The 16153-nt window shown below is 55.6% G+C and carries 15 protein-coding genes; 8 read left to right on the top strand and 7 right to left on the bottom strand.

Features of this window, described 5'->3' with window-relative positions; genetic code table 11:
* Positions 1-551, top strand: a 551-nt coding sequence (locus M5B96_RS24915; RefSeq protein WP_248799640.1) for an amino acid permease, incomplete at its 5' end; no start/stop codon positions are given.
* A 121-nt stretch (positions 552-672) separates the two neighbouring features.
* Positions 673-840, top strand: a complete 168-nt coding sequence (locus M5B96_RS24910) for a DUF2897 family protein (RefSeq protein ID WP_248799639.1) — start codon at positions 673-675, stop codon at positions 838-840.
* 17 nt (positions 841-857) lie between these two features.
* Here M5B96_RS24910 and M5B96_RS24905 read toward each other — a convergent pair whose 3' ends face one another.
* The gene (locus tag M5B96_RS24905; RefSeq protein ID WP_248799638.1) at positions 858-1709 is read right to left on the bottom strand and encodes an urea carboxylase-associated family protein; all 852 of its coding nucleotides are present in this window, start codon (positions 1707-1709) and stop codon (positions 858-860) included.
* Positions 1710-1724: 15 nt separating this feature from the next.
* Positions 1725-2378, bottom strand: coding sequence for a GntR family transcriptional regulator (locus M5B96_RS24900; RefSeq protein ID WP_248799637.1), 654 nt, complete (start codon positions 2376-2378; stop codon positions 1725-1727).
* A 164-nt stretch (positions 2379-2542) separates the two neighbouring features.
* On the opposite strand from M5B96_RS24900, the gene M5B96_RS24895 reads away from it, so the two are divergent.
* The gene (locus M5B96_RS24895; protein WP_248799636.1) at positions 2543-3103 is read left to right on the top strand and encodes a TetR/AcrR family transcriptional regulator; all 561 of its coding nucleotides are present in this window, start codon (positions 2543-2545) and stop codon (positions 3101-3103) included.
* 65 nt (positions 3104-3168) lie between these two features.
* On the opposite strand, the gene M5B96_RS24890 is transcribed toward M5B96_RS24895, so the two are convergent.
* The 5 genes from M5B96_RS24890 to M5B96_RS24870 all read right to left on the bottom strand — a co-directional run bounded on the left by M5B96_RS24890 (position 3169) and on the right by M5B96_RS24870 (position 8745).
* Positions 3169-3507, bottom strand: a complete 339-nt coding sequence (locus tag M5B96_RS24890) for a ComEA family DNA-binding protein (protein ID WP_248799635.1) — start codon at positions 3505-3507, stop codon at positions 3169-3171.
* Between the two features lie 113 nt (positions 3508-3620).
* Positions 3621-5615 carry a polysaccharide biosynthesis protein gene (locus tag M5B96_RS24885; protein WP_248799648.1) on the bottom strand — a complete coding sequence of 665 codons (1995 nt, stop codon included), beginning with the start codon at positions 5613-5615 and terminating at the stop codon, positions 3621-3623.
* Positions 5616-5693: 78 nt separating this feature from the next.
* Positions 5694-6713 (bottom strand): MraY family glycosyltransferase, encoded by a 1020-nt coding sequence (locus M5B96_RS24880; protein ID WP_248799634.1) that lies wholly within the window; start codon positions 6711-6713, stop codon positions 5694-5696.
* Between the two features lie 213 nt (positions 6714-6926).
* A complete protein-coding gene (locus M5B96_RS24875; protein ID WP_248799633.1) occupies positions 6927-7805 on the bottom strand; it encodes an NAD-dependent epimerase/dehydratase family protein in 879 nt (292 codons plus the stop codon).
* On the bottom strand, positions 7774-8745 hold the full coding sequence (locus tag M5B96_RS24870; protein WP_248799632.1) for a glycosyltransferase family 2 protein: 972 nt from the start codon (positions 8743-8745) through the stop codon (positions 7774-7776). Before M5B96_RS24870 ends, M5B96_RS24875 begins: the two co-directional genes overlap by 32 nt.
* Positions 8746-9037: 292 nt before the next feature.
* Here M5B96_RS24870 and M5B96_RS24865 point away from each other — a divergent pair, with 292 nt between their 5' ends.
* From M5B96_RS24865 to M5B96_RS24845, 5 genes are all read left to right on the top strand, one after another.
* On the top strand, positions 9038-9856 hold the full coding sequence (locus M5B96_RS24865) for an ABC transporter permease (protein WP_248799647.1): 819 nt from the start codon (positions 9038-9040) through the stop codon (positions 9854-9856).
* Positions 9846-11129, top strand: coding sequence for an ABC transporter ATP-binding protein (locus tag M5B96_RS24860; protein WP_248799631.1), 1284 nt, complete (start codon positions 9846-9848; stop codon positions 11127-11129). The genes M5B96_RS24865 and M5B96_RS24860 overlap by 11 nt, the downstream gene beginning before the upstream one ends.
* Before the next feature lie 93 nt (positions 11130-11222).
* Positions 11223-11573, top strand: a complete 351-nt coding sequence (locus M5B96_RS24855; RefSeq protein ID WP_248799630.1) for a hypothetical protein — start codon at positions 11223-11225, stop codon at positions 11571-11573.
* 23 nt (positions 11574-11596) lie between these two features.
* Positions 11597-13681 (top strand): glycosyltransferase, encoded by a 2085-nt coding sequence (locus tag M5B96_RS24850; protein ID WP_248799629.1) that lies wholly within the window; start codon positions 11597-11599, stop codon positions 13679-13681.
* 51 nt (positions 13682-13732) lie between these two features.
* Positions 13733-16150, top strand: a complete 2418-nt coding sequence (locus M5B96_RS24845; RefSeq protein ID WP_248799628.1) for an ArnT family glycosyltransferase — start codon at positions 13733-13735, stop codon at positions 16148-16150.
* Positions 16151-16153 lie beyond the last annotated feature (3 nt).

Here is a 16153-nt window from a genome sequence, read left to right as displayed (position 1 = left end):
GCAACTCCGGCTGGATGCACATGCTGGTGTGGATCGGCCTGTTCGGCCTGGTGGCGAGCTTTCACGGCATCATCCTCGGCTACTCGCGGCAGTTCTTCGCCCTGGCCCGGGCCGGTTACCTGCCCGCCTACCTGGCCAAGCTGTCACGTTTCCAGACCCCGCACCGAGCCATCATTGCCGGCGGCCTGATCGGCATCGCGGCGATCTACAGCGACGGCCTGGTCAACCTGCAAGGCATGAGCCTGACGGCGGCGATGATCACCATGTCGGTGTTCGGCGCCATCGTGATGTACATCATCAGCATGCTGAGCCTGTTCAAACTGCGTAAAACCGAGCCGAACCTGGAACGCAGCTTCCGCGCGCCGGGCTACCCGATCGTCCCGGGGATCGCCCTGGTCCTGGCGGTGGTCTGCCTGATCGCGATGGCCTGGTTCAACACCCTGATCGGCCTGATCTTCCTCGGCTTCATGGCCGCGGGCTTCCTCTACTTCCTGTTGACCGGGCAGCTGCGTGCCGCGGCACCGGCCGATGCAATGCTGACCGGGCTTTAAGGGCTATTCGGATAGATCGGGCTTACAATGGAACCACTGAGAAATCTTCTGACTCAAAGTGGTAAGGGCCAACTTTGCGGATGAAATGCTCATCCGCAAACGGCCCCTCAAGGAGAATCCTATGCCCTGGTATGCCTGGCTGATCATGGTTGTCGCCATCGGTTCGATCGTCGGCGGTCTGATGATGTTGCGCGACACCGCGAACAAAGTGGAACTGACCGACGAACAGCGTCGGCGCGTCCAGCAACGTAATGCCGAGATGGACGCCCAGGACGCGAAGGATCGCTGATCGTCCATTCCCGCCGGTTATTTCTCCCAACCCGCCTTGGCGATATGCAAACCATGCAGGCCTTTATAGGCCGCTCGCTCGGGTGAACTCCAGCCTTCGAGCAATGCCGGCTCCAGCCGATAGACCTCCACTCCCAACGGACGACAGACGCTGAGCGGGTCCTGTGCCTCCGGGCCCCACATCGGCAGCGAGAGGTCACCGCCCGGGCAGGTCGAGAGCGCACACAACAGATCGATCTCGGCGAAAAACTCCAGGTAATCGCCCCGCTGCGCCGGGCAGGCCTTCATGAAATACATGTCGTCGTGATTGAGCCCCGTGCACTGGAAGATATTCAACACGTCGTGGACATCGAACTCGGTCAAGCCGTGGGGCAGGACGGCACGGGTCAGGTTGGAGTGGCAGTGATGGTGGAAATCCTCACCTGTCAGCATCCGATTCACATAGGGATCACAACGTGTTCCCAGGAGATCGTGGAGACGCCCGCCATGCTCGTCGATCCCGTAGCCGGCAAGGCTGTCGTCGGTGATGGTCACCAGTGGCCGAAGGAACGGCAGGTTCGACCAGAGCCGGTCATGGGTGCTGACATGAGCCCCTTGCAACTGGCGGGTGCGCGCCGCCCAGAGGCGCTCGCGCGGATCGTTGGCATTCCAGACGTTGAAGTCGCCGACCTGCGGGCCGACCGGTGTGGTCACCCGGAACACATGGCCGGCCGGCACTTTCCAGGCGCGCCCGGTACGAATCGGTACCTCGAACTGCTCGACCAGCGTACGAGCGGCCTTTTCCTCGCGAATACGCTCATAAAACGCGGTATCCACCTGCAAGGCCGAGCCTTTGCTGACCTGATAGGCGGCGGGATAGTCTTTATACATGCTCAGGTTCCTCGATCAGTGATGGGAAGGACGGCTTGAAAAGTCGAGCAGCATCTGCTCGGAATCGTCGAGGTAGAGGCTCATCGCCTCCCCGGCGGCGTGCTTGTCACCCTCGACGAGCAGGTCGTGGATATAGCGGTCCCGCGCCAGCCAGGGCGCTTGAAAACGCTGCTCGTCGGGGGCCGCGCAAAACACCAGGCGCAACTGCGCGACGATATTGGTAAAGAACTCATCGAACAGCGGACTGCGCATCAAGCCGACGATATGCTGGTGAAACGCCAGGCTATGGGTGCCCAATGCTCGCCAGTCCTCGCGCTCGCGGGCCAACTCGGCAGCCTCGATGGCTTCGAGCATACGGTCGGACTGATATTCACGCAGGGGCTTGCTGAGACTGATCGCCTGCAACTCCAGGGTGCGACGCACGTGGAACAGATCGCGCACCTCATCGACGCCCAGGCGGCGCACCATCACCCCCTTGTTCCGGACATAACGCGCCAGGCCTTCCTGGCCGAGCCGATGGAGCGCCTCGCGAATCGTGTTGCGCGAAGCGTTGTAGGTATTGACCAGATCATTCTCGACCAGTGGCATGCCCGGCAACAGGCGACCGCCGATGATGTCGGCGCGCAACTCCAGGGTAATCTGGTCGGCCAGGGACAGCTGTGTACTCATGATCATCGCCTCTGATTGTTCAACAATCGTAGAGCAATGGGTAATCACTATTCGTGCCATATCCTCACTCAGCCACCCTTCCCGTTCGCGCATCCCCCTGAAAAAACATGACGAATCGCCTATAAGTCACGGTTATGATGGCTTAACGATTTGGAGAGCCCGCCATGCGGTATTCGCAAGACCACAAAGCCCAGACTCACGAACGCATCATCAAGGAGGCCGCCGCACGCTTCCGACGTGATGGTATTGGCGCGACCGGCCTGCAACCACTGATGAAGGCGCTGGGACTGACCCATGGCGGCTTCTACGCACACTTCAAATCCAAGGATGAGCTGGTGGAAAAAGCGCTGCAGGAAGCCGCAGCCGAGCTGGATGTACACTGCGATACGCTGTTCAGCCAGGACAAACCGCTGCAGGCCTTTATCGACAGCTATCTGTCCGAGTGGCACCTGAGCACCCCCGATCACGGCTGCCCACTACCGACAATGTGCCTGGAGCTGGGGCAGCGAGGCGTGCCGAGCCCGACGACGGATAGCGTGATCGAGTCGCGGCTCAAGCAGGTGGAGGATGCACTGGGCTCGGGGCCGGACGCGCAGGACCAGAGCATTGTCATGCTCGCGACGCTGGTGGGGGCGCTGGTGCTGTCCAGAAGCGCCGAGGACGAGACATTGGCGCAGAAGATATTGGCGGTGACGAAGGCGCATCTGAAGGATCAGGCGGAGTAAGCCGCTGCCTTGCGCCTGGAGAAGAGACCGATCACGGGAAAGGCCTCCTCTGCCGATAAGCGTATTCAGTTGATATCAAGCTTGTCGCGATTCTTGTCGAGCAGCGACTTGCCGATGCCTTTTACTTCGAGCAACTCGTCCACCGAGGAGAAAGGCCCGTTCGCTTCACGATAGGCCACGATGGCCTGGGCTTTTGCCTCACCTATACCCGAGAGCTGGTGCTGGATGGCCTGGGCATCGGCGGTGTTGAGGTTGAGCTTGCCAGGATTGGTCGTTGCCGCCGCCGGGCTTGACGCGAGAGCCACAGGGTCAGCCTTGGCGGTCGCGGCCGGTGCCGCATTGACCACGCCAGCGATACCCAGCAGCAGAGTGAAAGCGAGGGACGAGAGAAAGCTTGTACGCATAAGTGACACTCCATGACATCGTGAGAGGAAAGCAGCTTTTCCGAAGCTGCTTTCCAAACCTAGATGATGGGCCTCTCCTGTCAAAAATCACGTCATTACCAAGTGTGTAGCGATCAGGGGTCCATACGACGCTGCTGGTAAATCCAGTCGACGATCTCACCATCAGGAGCGTAACCGCTTACGGTATCGCGCAGCACTTGCCGAACGCGCACGTAATCATCGCTTTCAACGGCAGCCATCAATTCATACAACCTGGACTTGAGCGCATCCCATGAAAGCATATCTTCACGGGCACTCATGATCATCGGATGCCGGGTCGCTTCGACGTTGTCACCGATCAGCAGTTCTTCGTAAAGCTTTTCACCCGGTCGCAACCCGGTGAACTCGATCGCGATATCGCCATGCGGGCTCTTGTCCGTGCGCACACTCAAGCCGGAGAGATGAATCATCTTTTCCGCCAGCTCGACAATCCTGACGGGCTCGCCCATATCCAGGACAAAGACATCACCGCCCTGCCCCATCGAGCCGGCCTGGATGACCAGTTGGGCCGCCTCCGGAATAGTCATGAAGTAACGCGTGATCTTCGGGTGGGTAACGGTCAGCGGCCCGCCCATTTTTATCTGCTTGTGGAACAGGGGAATGACAGAACCCGAGGAGCCGAGCACATTGCCAAAGCGGACCATGGTGAAGCGGGTCTTGTTCACACGCGATACATTGGCCTGATCGCCAAACAACACAGGAGCCAGCTCGCGACTGAGCGCCTGGAGCGTCATCTCCGCCAGGCGCTTGGTACTGCCCATCACGTTGGTTGGACGTACGGCCTTGTCGGTGGAAATCAGCACAAAATTGGCGACCCCCGCCTGCAAGGCGGCCTGTGCGGTGTTCAAGGTACCGATCACATTGTTCAGTACGCCCTCGGCGATATTGTGCTCAACCATCGGAACGTGCTTGTAGGCCGCTGCATGGTAGACCGTCTCGACATGCCAGGTTTTCATGACCGACAGGAGTTTGTCCTGATTGCGCACGGAGCCCAGGATCGGCAGCAAACGCACCGACAATGACTCGCGAGCCACACGCTGCTCAAGTTCTGAAAGAATACTGTAGAGATTGAACTCGCTGTGCTCGTAAAGCAGCAGCGCGGTGGGGCGAAGCGCCAGAATCTGCCGACACAACTCGGAACCGATTGAACCGCCAGCCCCTGTCACCAGCACCGAGCGCCCCTTGATGCAGCGCTCAAGCAACTCCTCTTGCGCCGGGACAGCATCGCGCCCGAGCAAATCGGCGATGTCAACTTCCTGGATATCGTCGACCTTGACCCGCCCACTGGCCAGATCCATGAAACCCGGCACACTGCGTACATGCAGTGGATAACCTTCCAACAGCGCCAGTATCTCACGGCGCCGACCACGGGAAGACGACGGGATCGCCAGAAGTATCTCCTGCGCCCCCGTGGCATCGATCATCTGCTGGATATGCTTGGGTTTGTAGACTTGCAAGCCAGCAATATTGCGCTCGGCAATACCGCTGTCGTCATCGATAAAGGCCACAGGCCGCATGGCACGGCCCATGCGCAACGCGGCAACCAGTTGATTCCCCGCCGCGCCGGCGCCGTAAATGGCAACCTTGGGCAGACCATCATCCCGATTGCTGAACGGCATATGCTGCGCGGCACCAAACCAGTCACCCAGGAAGTACTGGCGCATTGCAAGCCGTAGCCCGCCCACCATGACCAGGCTCAACCACCAATAGTTGAAGATGATCGAACGCGGAACAACCACCTGATGGTTGCTGTAGACATAGACGACCAGACCCAGGATCAGCGCCGAAAGGCTCACCGCCTTGACAATGGTGATCAGCGCATCGTTACCGAAATAACGCATCACCGCCCGATAAAGGCCGAACCGAATGAAAAGAGGAATCGCGACCACCGGGGCAGCAATAAATAGCCAGCGGTGCTGGGTAAATGGATTGATCAGGTCGCCCACCCCCAAACGCACGACAAACGCCATCCACAGAGCTGCCCAGACCATGATGATATCGGTGAGCACCTGCAGAACGCGCTTCTTTCGACGCGGAAGACCTACCAAATAGGCTCGTATCTTATCCATAACCCCTCTATAGCTTACCTGCAAAATATCGTCATCCCGGAACGACAATCATCCAACCCTGTACCAGGCCACGACAGATTAACCAACCTTCTCCAACTCACCCGCATGAAATCTGACCGCGATAAACACCAAAGGAGCGTAAGCCAACAGAATACCGGTGAGACCGTCCAACACAGACAAGCCGACACACAAGCCGATGGGCAGCAACCACACGAGATTGATCACGAGCACCGCCAGGGTCACCGGCAAGTGGCGCCCAACCTGACGCGAGGCAAATTGATAGGCGTGACTACGATGCGCCTCATACACCTTGTCCCCACGGAGCAACCGGCGTCCCAGTGTAAACGTCGCATCAACGATAAAGACGCCCAGCAAGATCAACCAGACCCACAGCAAATGAGGCGCACGCCAAGCGGCGTGGAGAGAAAGCCCTCCCAGCATGATGCCTAGAAAACCGCTGCCTGCATCGCCCATGAAAATGCGTGCCGGCGGAAAATTCCAATAAAGAAAACCGGCCACGGCCATGGCCAGACACAGCGGAGCCCAAACCAGGCCCGCGTACCCGCCCAGTACATAGACAAGACAAGCACCAAGGCACACAAAAATAGCCTCGACACTGGCAATCCCATCAATTCCGTCCATGAAATTATAGAGATTAAGCATCCACACCAGGTAAAAGGCGGCGAGGATGTGCCCCAGCCAGCCCAAATCGAGCTCTGCTCCGAACAGACTGAAGGCTGGCGCGCCGCCCAAACAAAGCAGGATCCAAAAAGACGCGGAAAAGTGAGCCAGTAGACGCCAACGAGCGGCTATATGCCCATGATCATCGAGGAACCCCACTATCGCGACAACGCTACCGGCGGCAAAAAGCGCCCAAAATACCGGCCTTGGCAGCATGCCCAGCCAGGTTAGAACCGGCAGCGCGATCAGGAAACCGAGCACTATCGCCACACCACCACCACGGGGCGTTGCAACCGAATGTGAACTACGCCCATTGGGAACATCCATCAAACTGCGAGCCAACGCATATCGACGTAACGCGCCGGTCAGCAATAATGAGGAGACCAGTACGAACGTGCACAGCAGCAAAATCATCATCTAGTTCAAAATTCCTGGAACATTGGCCACAAACAAGCCAAGGCAAAGAGCGAAGCCCGCGAATTCAATCCAACATTCTACGCAACATCGCAATAGCTCGTCAGGCTCTGCCTGCAGGCAAAAGGCATTGGCGGCTGGCAGTCGCTGTCGCGTCGCCCACAGCCAGGCGATGCCAGCCCTGCCGTAAGCCGCTGGCCGTCGAGATACCGAGCGTCAAGGCAAGTCTGTATCGCTCAATTCAAAAGGGCGGGGCGAGAAACCGAATTGACATTGAGCCACCGAGTGTTCAAACACCAGATCCTCAATCATTCGTGAAGCCATGCCAGCGGATAGATGCCGATAACGAGGCAGGTAACGCGCCATTGATATGGCCAGGCTCAGAAAAACCACCGGGATACTGACAACACGTACAGGCAACCGCTGCGCCTCGAATATACGGATCACCATAGCCCGATACGAAAGCACCTCGCCCCCGGACAGGTTGTAGCCTCCCGCCACGACAGTCGGCGCGATCAAGGCCCGCAAGCAAACCTGGGCCAGATCATCGACATGCATCGGCTGACGCAACCCAGTACCACTGCCCGCCAGCGGGAAAAAGCCGAATCGATGGATGAAACGGGCTATTTCAGAGACATTTTTATCCCGCCCCAGGCCATAGATCATGGTGGGTCGCAGCACGACCCATTCGACCCCATGATCCCGGGCCCAGCGCTCAAGCAGCGATTCGCTCGCTGCCAGGCGATCAGCCAGCGCCCGCTCGGCAAGGTCCGGCGACTCGCACTTGGTATATCGACTGGTTGAGGAGAGGGCAACGATACGCCTGACCTTGCTTCGGGCAAGACGCTCCAGATACTCGGGAAGAGCCCAGATCGGCGCCAGGGAGACTACGACATCAAACTTCAGGTGCGGCCAATCGTCAACGTGCCGCCACGACACCAGGGAAGGGACAAGTCGTGACCGCTTACGCGTAAAAGAGGTCACCTCACAAGCGGACTGCAGCAACAATGGAATCAGCCGCTCCCCGAGAAAACTCGTGCCCCCCAAGATTGCGACATGCACCTCATGCACCTTTTTTCTGTTCAAAAAAGGCAAGCATGTCCCTGACCCAATGGCGAGCAACAACCAAACTGAAGCGTATCCAGACGCCAATCACCACACTCCCCCACAAAACCCCGGGATATTGTTGGCGGAAGAACTTTTGATAAAACCGCAACATTCCACGGTGTTTGTGCCACTCCACGAAATAGGGGCGACTACGGCTACATGCGCCAAACTGATGGCTGACCCTGGCGCTCGGCACATACAAGACATCCCACCCCGCCTGCCGAAAACGCATGCACCAATCCAGATCCTCGCAGTGGAGAAAGTACCCCTCGTCCCACAACCCGACCACCTCGATGGCCTCACGCCGGACAAGCATGCAAGCGCCGGAAATAGCTTCCACGACCACAGGCTCACGCGGCAAAGGTTGTTCGTGCAACAAGAAGTCGGAGAATGAAGTAGGCAGGAACTTCGACAGCCGGGAGAGCCCGAATGCCCGTAAAAAAGCCCTCTTGGGGGTCGGAAAAACTCGTCGGCCACCCGGCTGTTCCGTACCGTCGGGATTACAGAGGAAGCCCCCGACCATCCCCGAGCGCGGATAACCCACCAATGCCTGAATCATGCCCTGCAGCGCATCGGCAGCCAGCACGCAATCCGGGTTGAGAAACAACACATAAGGGGTCGATGTATGCTGGGCGCCGATATTGCAAGCGGCAGAAAACCCGAGATTGGACGAATTGCGCACGAGGTGCAGCTCTCCCCCCTGAACCTGCATCAGGGTGTCCAGGCTGTCGTCCCTTGAAGCGTTGTCCACCACAATAACGCGGGAAGCGCCAGCGCCCCATGCGGACAAGACACTTTCAGACAGAAGTTTGCCTGCATTGTAGTTAACAATAACAACATCGCAAATATTTTCCAAAGGCGCAGGCGGCGCCTCGAAAGAACCCGGCGCAAATGAAGCCCGTTCACTGCAGATCGATATAGAGTTCAAAACAGTTCAAGTCCGTAAATCACAAGGTAACAACGCTGATACCTAGCCGTTACCTACTGCTATAATCGTCGGCACGACGGTCAATGCGGATGCTTCCCTACAAGCACAGTAAAATATATAGTACCCATGCGCTTCAGGAATAGCTAATAATCGGCTCACGAATTAAACCGTAGCACATAGCGCCATCGAAATGACGCCACAAGAATGCCACCACATAAAAATAAACACCCTGTACTTACCAATAAACACGTCATGCATGAGTAGATGCCTGATCACGCGAGATTTCAGCTTGATACCGTCGTTCAACTCATCCCCTCGCGCAATGCTGAACAGCATTTTGAACAACAAAAGCCTGATCCGCGCACTCATCCTCCGGGAGATCACAGGCCGTTATAAAGGTTCAATACTTGGCCTTTTCTGGTCTTTCGTCACGCCGCTATTCATGTTACTGGTCTATACCTTTTTTTTTAGTGTGGTCTTCAAAGCCCGCTGGTCGGGAGGCAGCGACTCGAAAAGCGAGTTTGCGCTGGTGCTGTTTGCCGGGCTGCTGCTTTTTAACCTGTTCGCCGAGTGCGTAAACCGTGCACCCGGCCTGATATTGAGCAACCCCAATTACGTCAAGAAAATTGTCTTCCCCCTGGAAATCCTCCCGATCGTCTCGCTCGGCGCCGCACTATTTCACACCGCCATCAGCCTCCTGGCCTGGCTGCTTTTCTATGTCGTGCTGTTTGGCATTCCCCCCGTGACAGCCCTTTCACTACCGCTGATCATTCTTCCATTGAGCTGGCTGATACTTGGGCTTAGTTGGTTCCTCGCGGCCCTGAGCATATACCTGCGTGATATCAGTCAGTTGATCGGCATCCTGACCACCGCGCTGTTGTTCATGTCACCTGTTTTCTATCCCTTGTCAGCACTCCCTGATAGTTATCATATTTTTCTCAAATCCAACCCCCTGACCTTTCCGGTGGAAATGGCCCGCAACGCTCTATTCTGGGGGGCGTGGCCACACTGGGGAGGTCTGGCAATCTATTACGTCATCACTTTCCTGGTGGCCTGGCTGGGTTTTGCCTGGTTTCAAAAAACACGCAAGGGCTTCGCCGATGTCATCTGAAATGGCGATCAGTGTTGAAAACCTGTCAAAGCACTATCATCTCTACGAAAAACCCCTTCACCGTTTGCTCCAAATGTTTGCCGGTCGGCGCAAGCAGTATTTCAAAACCATCCCTGTTCTGAATGATATTAGCCTTCAAATAAAGAAGGGCGAAACCGTCGGCATCATCGGGCGCAATGGCAGCGGCAAATCCACCTTGCTACAAATGATTTGCGGCACCCTCAACCCCAGCAGCGGCAGTATCAAAACTCATGGCCGTATCGCTGCACTGCTGGAGCTGGGGGCCGGTTTCAATCCCGAATTCACGGGACGTGAAAATATTTATCTCAACGGCATCATGCTGGGTTTGAGTGTTGAAGAGATCGACGAAAAATATGCTGCCATAGAAGCTTTCGCCGAAATTGGCGACTACATCGAACGACCGGTAAAAATGTATTCCAGTGGCATGTATGTCCGCCTGGCGTTTGCCATCCAGGCCAATATTGACCCCGAAATCCTTGTCGTCGATGAGGCCCTGGCCGTTGGAGACGCCTTTTTCGTCCATCGATGCATGGACCGCCTGCATCAGTTGCAAGAGCATGGAACCTCCATCCTGTTGGTGACCCATGACAGCATGCTGGTCAAACGCTTTTGCAACCGCGCCATCTGGCTGGAGCAGGGACGGATTCGCGCTATCGGGGCCTCCAGCCCGGTAGTGGATGAGTATTTGACCTCACTGTTCCAGATTCAAAAACCCGTAGAACCAACCGGCGCAGAACCGGCGCACACAGCACCTGATGTGGCCATGGAAGAACATATCCCCAATGTTGGCCGACGCCTGGGCGACCAGAAATGCCAGGTCGTCGGTGCGCGGCTTTACGACAAGCACAGAAACCCCATCGATAAAGTCCAAGGCGGCTCGGATGTCATCCTGAGATTCACGGTGGCCAACGTAAGCCTCACACCCGAGAATCAGCTGGTCTTCGGCTACATCGTCCGGAACATTCGCGGCGAGGAAATCGCTTCGACCAATACCCGTCTGGAGCATATGGTGTCGATGTCTTTTACCTCCATACACGAACGGATAACAGTGGAAGCCTGTATCCACATCCCGCTGCTTTATCCAGGTGATTACTCCCTCAGCGTCGGCGCTTCCTATGCGTCAGGCAGCGGAGCTTCACTGACGGTTGCGGACCGTATAGTCAATGCCATCGTCTTCAACGTAAGCTGCCACAAAGAAATATGCACGCCGACCTATTTCGATACGACCTTCAGCATCGACCGGGTACCCTAGCTTCCCCTCCCTGCCCGACCAGAAAGCACACATAAAAAGAAAGCACCAAGCCGTCGATCCGATCGACCGTTTCGCCCACTGGGAAATGAACGCATGGAACAGATTGATCGCCTTCTCGAACGCATGGACAAGTTGACTTGCGCAGTGGAGCGTAAATCGGACGAAAGCGCGCAATTGCTCAAGGACATCGAAAGCAGGGATCTGGCCATTGACCAGCTACGCATCGAGAAAAAACGGCTCGAGGATCGCCTGTCAATCCAGGCATCCGAGTTGGGACAGCTGACTGGGCACATAGAGCACAGCCAGCAACAGGTGCAAGCGGCATCGCAGAAACTCAAGAAAACCGAGAAGCGGCTTCAGGAGCAAAAGACTGAAACCAGGCCCTGTCAAAGCAAGTCGCCTGCCTGCACCACCAGCTGGCGTCAAAACAAACCGAACTACTGAGTCTCTCAGACTGGGCAATCACCATGGACCGTGCACCACTGCGTCACTGGGTATACAAGCTCCTGTTTAATTCCGCTCGTTTTGTATACATCCACCTACCAGTTGCACACAGCAAGAAGAGTAAATTAGCCCATCGGGTCCGTCGTTGGCTGAAAGGCAATGCCGCGTCAATGACTCAAAACCAACCGCTTGCAACGCTGATGACGATACCAGCGAAGAGCCCCGGAGCGGCATCTTGCGAACAGCAAACCAGCGCCTTTATCTTTGGCGTCATTGACTGGCATTTTCGTATCCAGCGCCCCCAGAACCTGGCCAAGGAGCTGGCCCGCACCGGCCAGGTGACGTTCTACATTTCCAATCAGTTCATTGATAACGACAACCCCGGCTTCGAAGTTGAACCACTTGAGGGCGTGAGTGGACTCTTCCAGATCAAATTGAATGTATCCGGGGCGCCGGCCATCTATCACGCACCACCCACCCGCGCCGCGATAAAACAACTGCGCCTGAGCCTGGCAGAGTTGATGCAATGGGCAAACGTCGGGAGGGTGCACTGTCTTGTCCAGCACGCCTATTGGTTTCCGCTGGCAAGATGCGTTCCGAACTCCACCCTGATCTATGACTGCATGGACCATCACGAGGGTTTTGGCAACGTCGCCCAAGAGTTGCTGGACCTGGAAAAAGCGCTGATGCGCCGGGCGGACCTGCTGGTTGCCACATCGACCTGGATTGAACAGCATGGCAAACGTGAAAACCACAATGTCAGCGTGATACGCAATGCCGCGGAATACAGTGTGTTCTGTCAAGCACCACAGCAAGTCTATGGGGATCCCCAACACAGAAAAATCATCGGTTACTACGGAGCGATCGCGGAGTGGTTCGATCTGCAGCTGGTCAAACAGCTTGCCCAGGCCTTTCCCCAACACCTGATACTGCTCATTGGCAACGATACGGTCAATGCAAAAAAATATTTCAAGGACTGCCCGAACATTGTCATGCATGGCGAAGTTCCCTACACGTCCCTGCCGTATTATCTCCATGCGATGGATGTGTGCCTGCTGCCGTTCAAGGTCATTCCCCTGACCCTGGCGACCAACCCGGTGAAAGTCTATGAGTACCTGAGCGCCGGCAAGCCCGTGGTATCGGTCAAGCTACCTGAACTGGATCAGTTCGCTAACCTGGTCAACACGGCTGAAAACCCGACGGCGTTTATCGTCGCCGTTCGAGACGTTCTGGAACAGCTCCCCGAAACTTACTCGGCGCGTTTGGCTCGCCAGCAGTTTGCACAAACCCAGACCTGGGAACACCGAGCCGTCGCCCTGCGCCAGGCGATCGACAGCTTGCCTGCGCCAAGAGTCAGCGTCGTGGTACTGACCTATAACAACCTGGAGTTGACCAGGGCCTGCCTCAACAGCCTGGTAAACGAAAGCGACTATGCAAACCTTGAGATCATTGTCGTTGACAACAACTCCAGCGATGACACACCGGCCTTTTTGAGCGAATGGGCCAAGACCGACCCTGACCGCATCATCATTCTCAATCAAGACAACAAAGGCTTCGCCGCCGGCAACAACCAGGGATTGGCAGCCGCCAACGGCGACTACCTGGTCATACTGAACAATGACACGATTGTCACGGCCGGCTGGATCAAGGGCCTGATGCGTCACCTGATAGACAATGACGACATTGGCATTATCGGCCCCGTCACCAACAATATCGGCAATGAAGCGCGCATCACCACGCGCTATACCCATTTGGACGAAATGCACGCCGAGTCCACGCGCATCACCCGCAAACACATGGGGCAGTGGTTCGAAATCAATACACTGGCCTTTTTCTGCGTGATGCTGCCACGCTCGAGCTATGAGCAAATCGGCGGCTTATGTGAAGACTATGGATTGGGCTTTTTTGAAGACGATGACTACTGCCGTCGTATTCAGCATCAAGGTCTGCGCGCCGCCTGTGCCGAAGATGTATTTGTTCATCATCACTTGTCCGCCTCCTTCAATAAACTCGGCGCAGAAAAAAAACAGGCACTTTTTGAAAAAAACAAAGCCATTTATGAGCGCAAGTGGGGAGCCTGGACTCCCCATCGATATCGTGATGCATGAAAACAGGCATCCCTCAGCCCTTCTGAATCTGCTGTTTATAAGAGAGACCCCATGTTGTTTAGAACCCCCATCCAGCTTACGCTAATAACGGTTTTCGTATTAGCCAGCGTAGTCGTCGGCTGGTACGGTTTGTCAACCCTCAGCTACCCGGCAGTGGACAACAGCATACGCTTCGTATTGTTATTTGCCTTGAGTACAGCGGCGCTTTCGGCGCTATCCCGGGTGTCGCCGCTTATAGTGGCTGCTGGCGTGATCGCGGTCATCACCTTGGCTTGCGGCCAAGCCTGGCCCATGATGGTGGTTTTCCTCTTCGGCCTGTCTTCAAGCGTATTAGGTCATAAGATTCTGGGGCGCTGGAAAAACAATACATGGTCGGTACGGCTACTGCTCGGCGGCGGGATACTGGGCACCATCACCGGGCTGGCGGCGCACTTCCCCGTCAACTACCCCTGGTCATATACGGCGTTATTATCACTACCCTTTCTAATAAACAGCCGACACGCAAAAGAGCTTATCCTGCAGCTCAAAAATGAAGTGGTAAATTATCGGCCCCACTCAATTCCGGCCAATGCCCTGGATATCGCCGCCTGTAGCCTGGCGGGCCTGTATGTCATTACTGCCTTTATGCCGGAAATTGGCTATGACGCGCTGACCATGCACCTGTTTATCCCCGCTCATCTGGCACTGCAACACCAGTGGGGCTTCGACACGGAAACTTATGTATGGGCCCTATGGCCCATGCTCGGTGATTGGATATATAGCCTTGTGTACATGTTGGCCGGCGAAACGGCTGCCCGCCTGATCAACACCAGTTTCATACTGCTGGTCGCCTGGCAAATCCGTGAATTGGTAATATGGGCAGGCGGCGGCACTAATCAATCCCGCTGGGCTGTACTTATTTTTTTATCGACACCGGTCGTATTTGCCGAGAACAGCAGTTTATTTATTGAGTCGGTCTGGACCGCGTTCATCATGGCGGGGACGCTATCGCTATTGAACGTCTCTAGCAGTACGCGTGATGAGCGAGACAGATTTATCCAGCTGATACTGACCGGCGCCCTGCTGGGCTTTGCCCTTGCCGCAAAAGCCGTTACGTTCAGCGTACTGCCGATCCTCATGCTGGTGCTTTTAATACAATACAGAGCCTGGGTAAAGTCAGGCGTGCGCCCTTATCTGCTCATAGGGCTTTTCTGTTTTCTACTGGTGGGTAGCATACCCTATGCCTTCTCCTGGTACTCAACTGGCAACCCGGTCTTTCCTTTCTTTAATACGCTATTCCACTCCCCGCTATGGCCCAATAGCGACTTTCAGGCACCGACGGCTTTTGAAAAAGGGGTTTCATGGGACACGCTCTACACCATGACATTTTCTTCCAACCGCTTCATCGAAGGAAAAGTCGGAGCGGCAGGATTTCAGTGGATACTCCTCCCTGCCGCCGCGATGATCTTGCTGTGCCACAATCATAAAAAGGCATTGGTTATTTTACTGACCGCCATCGGCGCACTGGTCGCGACCTACCATGCCACCGCTTATTTACGTTATGTACTGCCGTCTTTTGCCATGATCAGCGCAGCACTCGCGCTGTCCTTCTCGGGAGCATCGTGGCTGGCAAAAGCCTCGGGGGCCACGGTTGGTGGCATGCTACTCATTCTCAACATATGGTTTATCCAGTCATCGACTTATTACGGACAACTGATCCCTTCAGCGATACTCAGCAGCGAAGGACGAGACAGCTATTTAACCAACGTTAGACCGACCCGTAAAATTATTGAAATAGTGAACACACTCAATAGCGCACGGCACCCTGTGGCGATCTTTGCCAACCCCTATAGCGCCGGCCTGAAGGGTGACGCCCTATATACATCATGGTACAACTTGAAATGGACTGTAGAATACAATGCGGCCAGCACTGAAAGCGCATTGGTCGACGCCTTGCTGAAAAGAAATATCGACTGGTTGATTATAGAACCTTCGCTGCTTAAAGCCGACAAACTACATTCGCTGCTCAACATTTCACAGCCCATAGCCAAAGTAGGGGATGTGGAACTGAGAAAACTCAGCGATGCCTACCGGTATACTCAGGAAACGTTAAAAAACAGTGATTTTTCAAGCCTGGATGGATGGAACCTAACTCTCCCCTCAATTTATGACCCTATCGAAAAAACCTTCACTGTAGATGTAAAAAACCCCGCCACCCAAGCTGTAGCCATAGAGGCCGGACGCAGTTATAAAACCATCGTTTCCAGCCGCTGTTCGACACGGCCTGCAAAAGGGCGAATTCAAGTCAACTGGATTAACGCCAAAGGCAATTTCATCACAACAAACATAGAAGTCTATGATTGCAGCAACGATTGGGTAATCCATGAAATGATCGTGACCGCACCAAAAGATGCAACAACCGCGATCATTTACGCTTCCGGCCACACGGAAACGCCGCTGGCGTTCAAGTCCGTCTCATTTAGAAAGTAGACA

The organism is Pseudomonas sp. MWU13-2105, assembly GCF_023242315.1.
In the GTDB taxonomy this organism is placed as follows: domain Bacteria; phylum Pseudomonadota; class Gammaproteobacteria; order Pseudomonadales; family Pseudomonadaceae; genus Aquipseudomonas.
Note: the sequence above shows the minus strand (reverse complement) of the source record. Positions and strands in the feature narration are given on the sequence as shown.